Annotated in this window: 10 protein-coding genes; 3 read left to right on the forward strand and 7 right to left on the reverse strand. The window is 38.4% G+C overall.

Annotated elements, in window-relative coordinates:
• Positions 1-51 precede the first annotated feature (51 nt).
• Entirely contained in the window at positions 52-651 is a 600-nt protein-coding gene (locus EMTOL_RS05175; RefSeq protein ID WP_156511020.1) for a M23 family metallopeptidase, read from the forward strand.
• 74 nt (positions 652-725) lie between these two features.
• Here the strand turns inward: EMTOL_RS05175 and EMTOL_RS05180 are convergent, their stop codons facing one another.
• The 7 genes from EMTOL_RS05180 to EMTOL_RS05210 all read right to left on the reverse strand — a co-directional run bounded on the left by EMTOL_RS05180 (position 726) and on the right by EMTOL_RS05210 (position 13,719).
• Positions 726-1,691, reverse strand: coding sequence for a ThuA domain-containing protein (locus EMTOL_RS05180; protein WP_015028222.1), 966 nt, complete (start codon positions 1,689-1,691; stop codon positions 726-728).
• Positions 1,692-1,886: 195 nt separating this feature from the next.
• Positions 1,887-4,835: a serine hydrolase domain-containing protein gene (locus tag EMTOL_RS05185; RefSeq protein WP_015028223.1), complete on the reverse strand. Its 2,949-nt coding sequence runs from the start codon at positions 4,833-4,835 to the stop codon at positions 1,887-1,889.
• 237 nt (positions 4,836-5,072) lie between these two features.
• Positions 5,073-6,458 carry an FG-GAP repeat domain-containing protein gene (locus EMTOL_RS05190; RefSeq protein WP_015028224.1) on the reverse strand — a complete coding sequence of 462 codons (1,386 nt, stop codon included), beginning with the start codon at positions 6,456-6,458 and terminating at the stop codon, positions 5,073-5,075.
• A 68-nt stretch (positions 6,459-6,526) separates the two neighbouring features.
• Positions 6,527-9,304, reverse strand: a complete 2,778-nt coding sequence (locus EMTOL_RS05195; protein ID WP_015028225.1) for a PVC-type heme-binding CxxCH protein — start codon at positions 9,302-9,304, stop codon at positions 6,527-6,529.
• Between the two features lie 51 nt (positions 9,305-9,355).
• The gene (locus EMTOL_RS05200; protein ID WP_015028226.1) at positions 9,356-9,988 is read right to left on the reverse strand and encodes a 3-keto-disaccharide hydrolase; all 633 of its coding nucleotides are present in this window, start codon (positions 9,986-9,988) and stop codon (positions 9,356-9,358) included.
• Positions 9,989-10,139: 151 nt separating this feature from the next.
• Positions 10,140-11,207, reverse strand: coding sequence for a ferredoxin--NADP reductase (locus EMTOL_RS05205; protein ID WP_015028227.1), 1,068 nt, complete (start codon positions 11,205-11,207; stop codon positions 10,140-10,142).
• 46 nt (positions 11,208-11,253) lie between these two features.
• Positions 11,254-13,719 (reverse strand): T9SS type A sorting domain-containing protein, encoded by a 2,466-nt coding sequence (locus tag EMTOL_RS05210; protein ID WP_085938384.1) that lies wholly within the window; start codon positions 13,717-13,719, stop codon positions 11,254-11,256.
• 391 nt (positions 13,720-14,110) lie between these two features.
• On the opposite strand from EMTOL_RS05210, the gene rplM reads away from it, so the two are divergent.
• Positions 14,111-14,557 carry a 50S ribosomal protein L13 gene (rplM, locus tag EMTOL_RS05215; protein ID WP_015028229.1) on the forward strand — a complete coding sequence of 149 codons (447 nt, stop codon included), beginning with the start codon at positions 14,111-14,113 and terminating at the stop codon, positions 14,555-14,557.
• Positions 14,558-14,691: 134 nt separating this feature from the next.
• The gene (gene rpsI, locus EMTOL_RS05220; protein WP_015028230.1) at positions 14,692-15,078 is read left to right on the forward strand and encodes a 30S ribosomal protein S9; all 387 of its coding nucleotides are present in this window, start codon (positions 14,692-14,694) and stop codon (positions 15,076-15,078) included.
• Positions 15,079-15,233 lie beyond the last annotated feature (155 nt).

The raw sequence follows: 15,233 nt of genomic DNA on the forward strand, positions 1-15,233 counted from the left end.
CGCACAATTTCACTTAATTTTGTGGGTGTTCTGACAAGTCGTGTACAAAAAATGAAGAAAATACAACTTATTATACTTTTGCTGATTTTCCAAAGTAGTCTTTTTGCTCAAAATATTTTACCACAAGAAGATTATTGGGAAACCCAACTTACCCCATTGATTGAAGTAAATGATATGCTTAGACTCATTTACAACGACCCTTTCAAAGAAACTTTCTTAAATGCCATTCCGGCAGGTTATCCGATGAATAAATCGGTTAATATTAATTCGTTTTACGGTGTCAGAAATCATCCTATACATAAAGTTTTGCTTTTCCATAGAGGTATCGACCTCAAAGGGGCAACTGGTGAAAAAGCCATTGCCACCGGTGATGGTGATGTAATTGAAGTAGGTTTCAAGACCGATTTGGGCAATTATATCAAAATCAAACACTGCTATGGTTTTGAGTCGATTTACGGCCACCTAAATAAAATATTGGTAAAAAAGGGACACCACGTGAAGAGAATGCAGATAATTGGCGAAGTAGGAGCGACAGGTACGGTTTCAGGACCACATTTACACTATACTTTAAAGAAAAATAATCAATATATAGACCCCTTCGATTTTCTGTTTATGGATTTTGAACGAGGTAAGATTGGTATGTTGAGATAAAAAAACAAAGCCGCAACAATTTAAAAATTGCTACGGCTTTGTTTTAAGTTCATTGAATAAATTCAGATTTTTGTTTACTTAAAAGCTCTACTACTTGATTTTTCGGCCGTTGGGAAATCTTGTGGAATCGGGAAAGTTACCTTTCCAGTTGCTGCCCACTCTGAGCCTCTCAATAGGCAAGTGATAAAGCCTACACACTCCACTGAGTAATCAATGTGACCCATTGGAGTATGAAAAATGCGTCCTTTACCATAATTGAGTGCCATTAAAATTGGCTCGTGGCGTCCAGTACCTTTTTGCTCCTTCGATGAATAAGCCGTTGCTAAAACGTCCATATTTTCGGCTGGTCCTCTCAGACGGTCATATAACTCATCTTTAGTATGTAACCACTTTGTTGGCATTCCTTTCATAATTGGGTGTTCGGCATTGCGAGTCTCAACTATGTATTCGTGTTGTGGGCCATGCGAACCCGCTCTGCCTGGGGTTGTATCTCTAATAAGTTTACCTTCATCGTTGTAATACACATAAGGTCCATCTTTTTCTGTGCGGTCGCCCCAACCTCCTATGCCAATCATTTTGTTATAGTCTATCCATTGAGGAAATGAATTATCGGCGGCATGAATAACCACTAAGCCTCCACCTTTTTGCATGAATTTTTCAAAATTCTTTTGCGTTTCTTCTGGCCAGGGAGCAGCATTCCAACCAAAATTACAGATTACCAAATCATATTTTGAGAAATCTGGTTTGAAATCTGGGTCAATTTGAGATTTCTTCAAAGCTTCTGTTTCGCCAACGCCTTCAATTGGAAAGCTTTTGATAAACTCCTCTCCTTCCCAAGTATATTTAGTACGTTTTACATCTACTTTAAATCGACTCGTTTCCTCCAAATACTTTTTCATCATAAACGTTATTTTAGGCCACTGTACGTGATTATTTTGGCCATCAACAATAAGCGTTCGAATAACTTTCTTTTTTTGAGCCGATGCCCCAAAAGCAAGAGCAAATATCAAAAATAAAGAGAAAAAATACGTTTTGTTCATAAGATGAGTTGAAATTGAGGTAGTCCGCAAGCGATGAACAAGCGTCTTACAATGATGGATAAAAATGGAAATTTTAATTAAACGCTAGAATCTATTTAGCAGAAGCAAGTTAGGATAATTTGATTGATTTACAAATAGCTCAAAAGGAAGATTTGATAATCAGTAGAAGCGAAAGCGGCGACAATGAAGATAACATTATTGAACAATAGAAGCGTTGATTATCTCATGGATACGCTTACGAATTTTCAATGTATTGATTTTGTTGTTGGCAGAACTTTGATACACACGGTTTGAGAGAAAAATAAACACTAATTCTCGCTCGGGGTCAACCCAAACTGCTGTACCTGTGAAACCTGTATGGCCAAATGTTTTAGGTGAAGCATCACTTGCTACTACGGGCTTATCATCACCTACTTCGGGTTTATCCCAACCTAAACCTCGGTGACTACGCTGCGTATAATTTCTGGCAAAATGTGGCACTGTTGTCGAAAAAAAAATCTGTCTCCCACCATAATAGCCTTTCTGTAAGTTCATTTGATAAAGTTTCACCAAATCATTCACATTGCTAAAAAGCCCAGCATGGCCGGCCACTCCCCCCAACAAAGCTGCGTTGGGGTCATGTACGGTTCCTTGTATCTGCGAAGCCCTAAAAATTGCATCTTGTTCGGTTGGAGCAATATTTGCTTTGGGAAATCTACTAAGTGGATTATAAAGTGTTGAAGTCATTCCTAAAGGCTCATATACATTTTGCTCAACGAATTCTTCTAATGGCTGGTTAGTGATTCGCTCAACCATTTTTTGTAGAATAATTAGCCCTAAATCGCTGTAAGTATAGCGGTATCCACCTGATTTATCATATATATTGATAAGTTTCGATTGCTGTACCCATCGCCAGACAGAATCTCTAATTGCAGGCTTAATAAACAGATTATCAGCTACTTGTAAGTTTAAACTATCTTTAGCAAAACTATAATAATCGGCTTTAAAAGTAGGCCCCGTTTTTGTTTTTTCCCAAAACGGAATAAAGGCCACTAATCCTGCTTGGTGCATCAGAATATCTGAAACCAACATGGCTTCTTTATTGGTTTGTTTTAACTCTGGAAGATAAGTAGAAGCTTTTTCGTTTAAATCAATTGCACCACGTTCATTGAGCAACATCACGGCTTGGAGCGTGGCCGAAACCTTTGTCATTGAAGCAATGTCATACAAGGTTTGGTCATTGACGGGCTCATACACACCATAGCGAAGTGTCCCAAAATTTTTGCTGTAAACTACTTTTCCTTGTCTTGCTACTAAAACCTGACACCCCGGAAATGCACGATTGCTAATGCCTTGTTGCACAATCTGTTCGATTTCATCTAATTTTTTTGAGTTCATACCAACTCGTTCGGGAGGCCCAAACGAAACACGCCCGATGCGTTCGGTTTGTATGCCATTCCCAACTTTTTGCTCATAAGTTACTGAAACTGGCAATTTTCCTTTGGCTGGCAATGCCCCAAATAATACCTGTGGAACAACTCGCTGCGAAGCAATTTCATCTTCATAACCACAAACTAAATTCGGAACACCATCGTAGAGTTTCATTCCGTATGGATTTCCAAAACCTACCACAACTACTTTTGTTTTGTTTCGAAGTTGATTGATAAACGAAATAGTGGCGGGCGAAACACCGTAATTTCTATCAGCTCGACTATTCATGTCGTGTACACTTACTACCACCACCTTATACTTCGAAGCTTCTTCTAAAACCCAAGCTACATCTTTATCAGCAGCAGGTTTGTATGGAATTGCAAAATGCTTAAAATTAGCATATTGACTTAACATTTTTTGAAACTCATTACCCGATTCGGCACTAATGGCAACCGAGGCAAAACTAGTGGTATCGAGATTGACAAAAGGTAATAAATTATCTTGATTCTTGATAATTGTTACTGCCTGTTCAAATAACTCTGCTTTTAAATCTTGGGCTTGGGCACTATTCAAATCTGTGCCCAAACCAGCCATTTCGATAGGTTTGTAATTATTCAAACCTGACCAAAATTTTGCCTTTAAGATTTTCTTCACGCGTGCATCTAAATCAGTCATTTGAATTTGTCCACTCTCAACCGCAGCTTTGATTCGGTTAAAGGCAGCGGGCAAATTTCCTGATTGCAACAAAATATCATTTCCTGCTAAAAAGGCAAGTAATTCAGGCTCTCCTGCTTGTAAACCAGCTGTAATTCCACGCATATTGAGGGCATCTGTAACCGTAATGCCCTGAAAACCCATTTGTTCTTTTATAATTTCTGTAACCACTTTTCGAGAAATAGAAGTGGGGGTATTAGTTTTTGATTCGAGGGCAGGAACAAACAAATGCCCAGTCATTACCATTGCCACACTATCGGCAATCAAACGACGAAAAGGCATCAACTCAATATCGTTTAGGCGGCTGAGTGTTTGGCTTACCCAAGGTAAGGTGCGGTGCGAATCTTGGTCAGTATCGCCATGCCCCGGAAAATGCTTCGCACTTCCCATCACATGGTACTTTTTCATTCCTTTGATATACATAGCCCCTTTTTCGGCTACATTATCTTGTAATTCCCCAAATGAACGGTAATTAATAATCGGATTCTTAGGGTTTGTATTAACATCTACTGAGGGTGCAAAATTTACGTGAATACCCAAACGTTTACATTGGCGGCCAACTTCTTCGCCAAATTTTTCGATGTAAGTATTATCCTGAATAGCACCAAGTGTAATTTGTTTCGGAAACTCAATCACACTATCAAGTCTCATACCCAAGCCCCATTCGGCATCAATACCTATTAATAATGGGATTCGGGAAATTTGTTGATAACGATTGGTTAAACGTGCCTGACGATAAGGTCCACCTTGAAAGAAAATCAATCCTCCCAAATGGTAGGTGGCAATATTATTTTCTACTTGTTGATAGTAAGTTTCCGTACGGTTTGAAAAAGTAGCAATCATAAATAACTGTCCAACTTTTTCGTCGAGACTCATCGTTGAAAGCAGACTATCAGCCCAGCGTTCTTGTCTAGTAAGGAAATCTATTGGGGTCTTTTGAGGCGAAATAAACGAAGTAAGAAACGCGTAAAAGCTACCTATAATAGCCAGCAAAAGTATTTTTCTGGTTTTGTAAAGCACGATAAATTTTATTGATTTTTGGAATGAAAACGAACAAAATTAACAAAGGATTACCGATTTTGCCCGATATTATTGAGAAAATAGACTAAGTTTGAAGTAATTAGATGAAAAAGGACTTATCACAAGGGTTTTAGGCCCTCGCTAATGAAAGAGGATATGCCACGAATACTATGTCTCAAGTATTCGTGGCAATGAAATTTATTCAATAAATTTTGAGAAGTCTCAAACGCAGAAACGCTATTTTTTCTTTAACTGATTTTCAAATAAAAAAACGCCATTTTTATTGGCCGTAATAATATCGAGTTTACCATCTTTGTTGATATCGGCTACACTTACATTTAAGCCCGAACCAGAATCATTATCAATCATGTGCTCGGCATAATAGGGTTGTTTCTTCGAATCAAACTCAAAGTACAGAAGAATAGCTGCATCGGCATCGCCGGGGTCTCTACCATGGTGTGCCAAGAAACGCTTCCCTGTAATGTATTCTTTTTTGCCATCACCATTCAAATCAGCCATGATTGAAGAATGCGTTTGGGCAGTAGTTGTGCTTATGGTATGGGTTTTGAAGTTAATCTGTCCTTGTTCATTTATTTGTTCATGAAACCAAATGCCCAAAGCATGTGCTGAAGCACTCACCACATCGTTTTTACCATCGCCATTGACATCAAATACTTGCATGTGTGAACAAGGTTCGCCCAAATTGGCGGGATGAAATACCCAATTGCCTCCTTTTAAATCTTTAGTTCCTTGAAACCATCCCTCTCGAATAACAATATCCTTGATGCCATCATTATTGATATCACCTAGGCCAATTCCATGCGAAAATATCTCGGTACCTTTCACATTTTCTTGAGTCAGATTGAAGCGTTTCCAAACAGTTTCACCCTTTTTGGTTGGAGCTTGGAGCCAAATGATTTGTTTTTTTGCTTTATCTCCACAAAGGATATCCAAACGGCCATCGCCATCCACATCAACAAAATTTGGTGATTCATTTGAAATACCCACCGAATCGGCAATGATGTGTTTTTTCCACTCCGAAACCTGTTGTTTCTTAGGATTTTCGAACCAAAAAGCTGGTTTTCCCGGAAAATCAACAATAACCACATCATCCCAACCATCGAGATTTACATCCATACCAAGATTCAAGAATGAATTACTGTATTCTTCACGTGGTTTAAATGCCCTAGATGGAGCCATTTCGTGGCGTGTCCAGTTGGGGGCTTCAAACCAAAAATACCCCGCTATAATATCTAATTTACCATCTTTATTCAAATCGGCTACTGCTGCCCCCTCAGAAAGAAAATCACGTGTAAGCGTGGTTTTCTTGAAGTCTTGGGCATAAGATATAAATGAAACTAGCAAACATAATGTGGCTAATTTTAAGACTTTATTTTTCATGTTTAAATCGATTTCAATGATTATGATTTTCCATTGTTGCTGCTGGGGCATCTCGCTATGCGAAGTCTGAGACTTTGCATTTGTGTCGTTACATCTCCTGATGTCAACGTAAATATTGTCATCAGGAGATGACTTTTCGCCCGTGCGAAGTTCACAAACTTCGCACAACAAATAAATAATATTTAACTTATTTTCTACCAATATGAAGCCCTTCTGGGGCAAATACAAACTATTTTAAATCTCGCTATGCGAAATTCGGTAACTTAGCTCGGACGAAACCTATCAGATTTCTAATGATTATGATTTTCCATAGCGGGCATAGGATTAGCCCCACCTAATCTTCGCTTCATATACTCAGCAATTTTCGGAAGCTTAGCTTTTTCAGCCATTTGTATGGCTCTTTTTGCATCTACATCGGCCAAAGGTTCGGCGGCATACCAGACCATTAGGGGTAAATTATGGTCATTGGCATCTTCCTCTTTTTGCACCAATGCTTCAACCACACTCCAACGTTTACTTGGTTCAGTTCGTTGCATTGCCGATGCTAAATACAAACGCACCAATGCCGAATTATCAGATTTAGCCATCTTAGCCATTTGCGTAAGAGCTTCTTCAGAAAGTGACTTATTTTCTGCCAATAACTGAATAGCCCAACTTCTGAGATACTCACTTTGGTTGGCTAAAAGTGTTATTAACTCTTGCTCTGAAAGACCGTTAGTCACGTGCAAAGTCCATAAAGCTCTTAGTTTACGCGTTACGTCTGGGTTTGTATTTAAAATTACTTTAAGAGCATCATGCACTTGCTTATTTCCACCTCTTTCTTGCAAAATTGTTCGAGCCTGCCGCACATACCATTCATTGGCATGAAGCTGATAATTAACTAATTCTAAATCAGTGGCTTTTCTTAAATCGACTTGTGTCCATTTATCAGTTTCATAGCTAATTTTAAAAATCCTACCCATTGTTTTATCGTGAACATCTGGGTTTGGACTATGACATTGATTTTTATCGTACCAGTCGATGGCATAAACCGAACCACTTGGGTCATATTTAAAATTCAGCCATTGCGACCAACTATCATTCATAGCCATAAAATCTTTTTTATGCTTACCTACGTAGCCCGAACCTTCACGCGTGAGTTGGTCAATGTTCAGTTTAGCACCATTGATATTATTCATGAAGATATTGTTATGAAACTCCTTTGGCCAATTACTTCCACCTAAATAAATCATTGCTCCAGCGTGAGCGTGTCCGCCCCCTGCAGCACCCGAACGAAAATTTCCTGCATGTGGGCCACGGTCTCCCAGCCAGTGTACATGGTCGGCAATGGTTTTAATATCATCGTAGATATATGGATTGAAATGTTTGCCCGCCTGACGAAAATAACGCCCTCCTTGAATGATGTGGTACAAATGCGGAATCACACAAGCAGTAATGAATGGGTGTCCATAATCATTGAAATCAAGCCCCCATGGATTACTCGAACCTTCAGCAAAAACCTCGAAAGTATGTTTGGTTGGGTGAAAACGCCAAACCCCAGCATTTATTTTGGTTCTTTGGTCATCTGGAGTACCCGGTTTACCCACTTTTGAGTGTGTAAATACGCCATGTGTGCCATACAACCAACCATCTGGCCCCCAGCGTAAGCTATTGAGTGTTTCGTGGGTATCTTGTGTACCCCAGCCATCCAATAGTTTTTGTGGTTCACCTGTTGGGGTATCGGTACTAAAATCAGTTGGAATAAATAATAAATATGGGGCAGCTCCTAACCAAACACCTCCCATGCCTACTTCTATTCCACTTACTAAATTCAGGCCTTCTTTAAAAACCTTTCTACTATCTAAAGTTCCATCACCATTCGTATCTTCAAAAATCAGAATTCTATCTCGACCTTGTCCTTCGGGTGCTGGTACTGGATAGGTGTGTCCTTCCACTACCCAAAGACGTCCTTTCCAATCAATCGTGAAACAAATTGGGCGAACAACTTCTGGCTCGGCAGCCGCCAAGGTTATCTTAAAACCTTTAGGGGGAGTCATGGCCTTGGCTGCTTCAATACCCGAAAGTCCAGCATTCAGTACAGGGTCAAGTGGTGGTAAAACAATGATGTCTTTTTTAAATAATTCATTCGAAAATTCTGGTCGAGAAGGATAAAAAAGGAAGTTATCGAAGTTGATATGAGCAAATTTTTCATCTGGAATGTAAGGAATCTGCGAGATACCCGTTTCTTTATCAATGATTCGGATAAAGATATTTTTATTCAAAAAAGCCTTCAAATCAACAACTATTGGTTGAAGATTTGCTCTCCCCTGTCCGCTCGTTTGGAAAATAACCTTTTTTGTATCGGCCAATACGATTTCAACGCGAGTATCTTGTAAAGCTCCACCAGAAACCATAAATGAAGCAAATGGATGAGTGATTTTAAAAGGAACTGAAGTAAGTGTACCAGTAAGTTTATAATTTACAGTTCCACCACTACTCAAGAAATACTTGCCCTCGGGACCAATAGTCATATCTTTGGCATGTACTGGCGAAGGGTCTGCTCCAATAACGGGGTTCGCAAATGAATCTCCTGTTGCTGTCCAATCTTGTAAAGAACCCGTTTCAAAATTCAAATTTAGCGGTTTCCCATTTTTGGTTGGAATCACGCCTACTACTTGTTTTTCTATGATATCACCTTCATGCACTTCTAATTTTCCAAGCATACCCGCTGCACGGTGCCCCGGCACAGTACAATAGTAAGTATCATTTTTATCAGCCACGAAAGTTATGCTTGCTTTTGAGCCTTTTTCAGAAACTGCACTACTCTTGATACCCATTTTTTCTAAAGCAATATCATGGGTCATTACCTCGCCATTGACAATGTTTATCCTTACTCTGCTACCTTTTTTTACTTTTAAAGTTGGGTTTCTCGTACCATTCTTCGCAAAATAGCCCAACATTGTTGTTTCGAGTGTAAATTCTTTATCAATTTTACTTGTGTCTTGTGTAGTTTGTGGTGAAAGTGCCTTTACTTTCGGGCATAGAAATACTCCTACGAGTAAAAGAAAAAGTAAACGTGTTTTGTACATAGTTTTGTTGTATTAGGTTGAATAATGTTTTTGTGTATGCTTAAAGTACGTTTATGGCAATTCTTGAATTTGAATATCTTTGAAAAAGACCTGTGCGGCACCTCCGCCATGAATTTGTAATCCAATGAGGCCCGTTTGTGGAATTGTTAGGTCAGGCTCTGTGTAGTCAGTAGTTTGTTTACCATTGATAAATATTTGAATGTGGCGTCCCTCGGCTCGGAGTTCGTAATCGTTCCAATCATTCAAACGAATGTATTGTTGCGTAAACTTAGGGTCTTGCCCCGCAATCGTTTTGTTTCTTCGAGATTCATCGTAGAGTGTTCCCCAGTAGCCTTCGCCATAATCGGCCTGATAACCTGTCATTTCATGAGCAGGGTCTTTTAATCTTTGGCTTCTAAATTGTATGCCGGAGTTAATAAAACCCTTATTTCCTGTGAGTTTAATTTTGAGTTTTAGAATAAAATTAGCGTAGTTACGTGTGGTGCAGAGGAAATTATTGTGCGGAACATCTTTATCTAAATATCCACCTATGAGTACTCCTTCGGCAATTCGCCAAGTATTTTCAATATCTCCTTCCCAACCTTTGAAGGTTTTTCCATCAAAAAGTGGTGTAAATTTAGGGGGTGTACGAAACGACAGAAAGGCGAAAGCCAATATGACTAAGCCCAAACAAAGTTTTTGCATAAAAAAGAGTATAGGTTGATATAGAATATGACATTAAAAATAATGAAATGATAATTGATAATCAACTTATTACCTATTATTCATGCAAAAAAATTAGTGCTACCTGAAATCAGATAGCACTAATTTGAATCAAATATTTGTCTCTAAGAAATTAATCAATCTCAATTACTACTCCTTTGGTCATTGGGTGAGCCACGCAAGTAAGAATAAAGCCCTGTTTGATTTCTTTTTCAGTTAAACCCTCTTCTTCGTCCATTTTCACTTTTCCTTCTACACATTTACCCATACATGCCGTGCACATACCCGCTTGGCACGAATACGGTAAGTCGATATCTTCTTCCAAAGCGGCCTCTAAGATTGTTTGATGTGGTTTTACTTCAAACTCAAATTCTTCGCCTTCATATTTTACCTTCACAGTTTGTGTTTGTAGCGTTTCGCCATCCTCTTCTTTGTTATCGCCTTCATCTGCTATTGCGGCATGGAAGTTTTCTTTGTGGATACGGCTTTTCGGTACATTATATATTTCTAAACCCTTTATTATATCTTCCATCATTTCATTTGGGCCACACATGTAGAAGTTATCAGTCGAAAAATCAGTATTAAATTCTTTCATCAAGCGAATAGCTAGACCTTGACTAATACGACCTTTTTGTCCAACCCATACCTCTGAAGGGCGACTCAAAACATGACTCACTACCAAACGATTTCCGTATTGAGCTTCAAGTTCATGGAGTTTTTGCTTGAAAATAATCGACTCTTCGCTACGATTTCCATAAACAAGACTCACTCTCGAATTTGGCTCCATTTTTAAAACCGATTTGGCCATTGAAAGCAAAGGTGTGATTCCACTACCTGCTCCAAACATTACTAAATGTCGAGCATTATCAGCATCTGTTTCTACCACAAAATTGCCCATCGGTTCAATGATTTCTAAGAAATCACCAACCTTAACTTTATCATTGAGGTAGTTCGATACCAACCCACCAGCTACACGCTTCACGGTTACACCAATTGAGGTATCGCTATGCGGTGAAGTAGACATAGAATAGCTACGACGTACTTTTTTTCCGCCTTCTCCTGCTGGTACAATAATGGTAATGAACTGACCTGCTTTGTATTTAATTTGCTCACTTAAAGGATGCCAGAAATAAATAGTTACACTATCTGAAGTTTCTTGTACAACTTCTTTTACCTGTAAGAAATAAGTTTTTAACGACATTTTTGATTTTTATTTAGACCATGATTGATAAAACCATGTATCTGGACTACTGACTAATTATTATCTTCTTAACAACTTCTTGCTCTGAAGTGTTTATTTTAAGGAAGTATTGGCCTCCAACTAAATTTCTAATATCAAATTTCTCTTGCTGAATTCCACCCAAGGCATTGATTTTTCTTTGTTCTACGATTCGGCCACGGCTATCTAAAATCGTAATGTTTAGAGCCTTGTTGGGTTGTAATTCGAAAGAAACGTTCAACTGTTCTGCTACTGGATTCGGGAAAACATTAACTAATGCTTTACTAAGTGGCTCGTTTGCCAAAATCGCACTTACCTTTATTTCCGTTTGGGCAGTTCCAAAGCAATTATTAGCATCTGTTACTTTTACAGTATAAGTACCCGTAGCATTAATTCCAATATTCAAAATACTCGGATTTTGAATATTGGCGGCAAAGCCATTAGGCCCACTCCATTCGTATTTCAAAGGAGCCGTACCACTTGTTGCATTGCTGCTCAACTTCAATAATTCTCCTTCAAAATAAGGCCCAGAATTACTGGCAGTTACCGCTAATTTAATGGCTTGTATCAGTAGGGCATTGGAAATACTACTTTCTTTACAGCCCGCAACCGCACATGTAGCAGTATAAGTAGTATTGTCTACTGGCGAAATGGCAATTGTAGTACCTGTCGAGCTATTTGACCATTTTAGCACGCCATCTTTACAGCTACTTGACGTGAGCGTTACTTTCTCGTTTCCGCCCGCACAAATGGATAACTTATCAGCTGCGATTACTGGAGGAGGAGTTTGACCAACGGTAATGTCTAGCGTATTGGTACTTTCAATTATTGGTGAAGTAGAAACCACCTTAACCTTATAAGTTCCGCTTTCTAAATCTTGGGCTGTTTTTACATTAACCGAGCGGCGAGGGTCACGGCCGATTTCGATGGCTTTATCAAAGCTTCCTGTTTTATCTGATAATAATATTCTAAAATTATTATCAAGATTGAAATTTGCATCAGCCGTTGTGAAGGCAACCGTGAAACTTTGTCCTGCACAAAAGCTATTTGAGCTCAAATTTGATAGCGTAATACTTGGTTGAACCTCTAAGCCAAATTTACCATTTTCAGTAAAATAATTAGTATATAAATCTACTGAACCCCCACGCCCGTCTTCTACTTCTTTATTACAGCCATATAGCACAATCACGCCACCATTTTTAGGGTGAAGCATGAGTCTATAATCACTGTAAAATGTATAATCTTTGATTGCAACACCATCTTCCCCAAACTTTGGATTGCCATTGGCATCGAAGTGCTGAACGGTTAGGTCATACCCAATATCTTTAGGTTTCAGCCAAAGCGTATAAACGCCATCTTTACCATCAGAAATCAGTTTATTTGGCAAAAAATAAGCTTTATCCGAACGAGGTGTAAAAACTTCATTTTTCCAAATAATATTGCCATTGGCATTAATTTTAGCTTTCTGAAAAGGTCTTGATTTATCACCAGTTTCTATCCAAGTGGCAAAACCACCACCATCACTTGTTGGTATAATCTGTACATCAAAAGTTGAATTTGACCCTAAATTTACTCCACTTATTCCCCATAAGTTTTTTCCGTCTTTATTTATTTTATGAACGAAAACTGTTCTTTTGTCTTCACCCGAAATTGTTCTTCCCACAATGGCGTTGCCATCAGTATCAACCTTAAACATATCAATTCGAGATTTGCCGTTGAAAGGATTAGGTAATGCTGCTGTGAGTGGAAGGATTTCCTTATTACTGGTATCGAATGTTTGGAAAGAATAATCAGCATTAGGGTCTCGAACGAGGGCTAAGAACTTACTGTTTTTTTCATCGTAAATTACTTTTGTTTCCAAACCTTTGGCTTGCAACAATTTCGTTTCCTCCTCAATAACCGCACCTGAATAATTGAGTTTTTTTGTGTAAACTACATTATCATTGGTAGTTCGATTAAAATTATTGAAGGTTATTAGTAATTTATCATTTTTCAAATCATTCAACTCCAGTACTCCGTCATTAGCATCATCGCTTGTAAGTTCTTGTTCGGTTACTTTCACCCCATCAGCTGCCCATTGTGCTTTCCCTTCACTAGAAACATATTGTGCATATAAATTTCGGCGGTCGGTCTTATTTACATCAATACATCTATGCCAAAGAATATACGCTCCACCTTTGCCATCAGGTTTAATGAGTTTTGGGGTATAAATAAAAGTAGATTTATCTAAAATACGGCCAATTCTTAAACCATCTTTTGTCCATTGTGGAGTTCCTTTGGCATCTAGCTTCTGAGCATACAAATCAATCAAGTTATCACGATAATCCGCCCATACATAAAAGCTATTGGCATTATCATCTATTGAATATAAAACAGCATACTGAAAATCAGGGGCAGCACTAACTACAGTCGGAGTTGACGTGTTAGATTTCCACTGAGTATATCCCATTTCAACGGAGCATATGAACAGTAAGCTTACAAGAAAATATTTCATGATTTTGGGTATGGATATAAAGGAAGAGTTTTTATGAAAGAACCCTAATGCGACTTGATATAAGTACAAATTTACGTTCTTATCTTGAAATCAACTAATTAGAGATAAAATAATTCATAAGTTATTGCTTTTATCAAAACAAATCTATAATTTTGCAGCCCCAAAATACCACCCTCGTAGCGTAGCCCGTTTGTTCGAGGGAGCTATCAAGTTAGGGAAGTTAACTGTTCCGGAGTTGGCTAAGTGTTGTTTCAGCACCCCATAACTTTCTGAAAAAGGTCATCGAAAAGCAGCCGTAATCGTTGGGAATGAAAGCTGAAAATAGTTGACAAATGCTTTTTTCAAATCGCCAGTAAAATGGCGTATCGAACATTTAAAATAAATAAAAACAGTGAAGCATTTAAGTTACAAGACAGTTGCGGCAAACAGCCAAACTGTAAATAAAGAATGGGTAGTTGTTGATGCTACCGACAAAGTATTGGGCCGCTTGTGTAGCCAAATCGCGAATATTATTCGTGGTAAGAACAAAACAAACTATACTCCTCATGTAGATTGTGGTGACAACGTGATTGTTATCAATGCTGAGAAAATCCGTTTGACTGGTAAGAAAATGACTGACAAAGTTTATATCCGTCACACAGGTCATCCAGGTGGACAGCGTTTCGCAACTCCACGTGAAATTTTGGCTAAAGATGGCCGTCGTGTAGTTGAAATGGCTGTAAAAGGTATGTTGCCGAAAGGTCGTTTAGGACGTCGTTTATATACAAATCTTTATGTATATGCAGGTTCTGAGCACCCACACGCCGCTCAATCACCAAAAACAATCGAATTGGCTTAATTGATAAATTTGTTATTGGTCATTAGTTATCTTTTTGATTTTAAAAGCTAACTTTTCTCAAATAACATTCAATCAATTTCCCGATATCAGAATTCTTTATTAATCTCAGAATATTTTCAAATTTCTATATACAAATGCAAGTTATCAACGCAGTAGGTAGAAGAAAAACAGCCGTAGCTCGTATCTATATGAAAGCGGGAAATGGTGAAGTTTCTATAAATGGAAAAGGTTTGAAGGAATACTTCCCTTCAGAAATTCTTCAAATTATCTTAAATCAACCGTTCAATACAACAAGCACGGCTGGTCAATACGATCTTAAAGTAAACGTAAGTGGTGGTGGTATTGCTGGACAAGCTGAAGCTGTTCGTATGGCAATCTCTCGTGCATTGTGCGAAGCAAATGCAGAGAACCGTCCAGCGTTGAAAAAAGAAGGATTCTTAACTCGTGATGCACGTATGGTTGAACGTAAAAAACCAGGTCGTCGTAAAGCACGTAAGAGATTCCAATTCTCGAAACGTTAATACTAATTTGGAGATTTGTCAATTTGAAGATTTGAAAATGATAATAATGAATTTTCAAATTACCAAATCGCCAAATTTCCAAATTTATTATTATAGTCCAGACAGCACTTAATCGTGTCCGGTGTGCTGTGCTGCGTAGTTTAATTTATTATTTA

Origin of the sequence: Emticicia oligotrophica DSM 17448 (assembly GCF_000263195.1) — a bacterium.
Lineage (GTDB): Bacteria > Bacteroidota > Bacteroidia > Cytophagales > Spirosomataceae > Emticicia > Emticicia oligotrophica.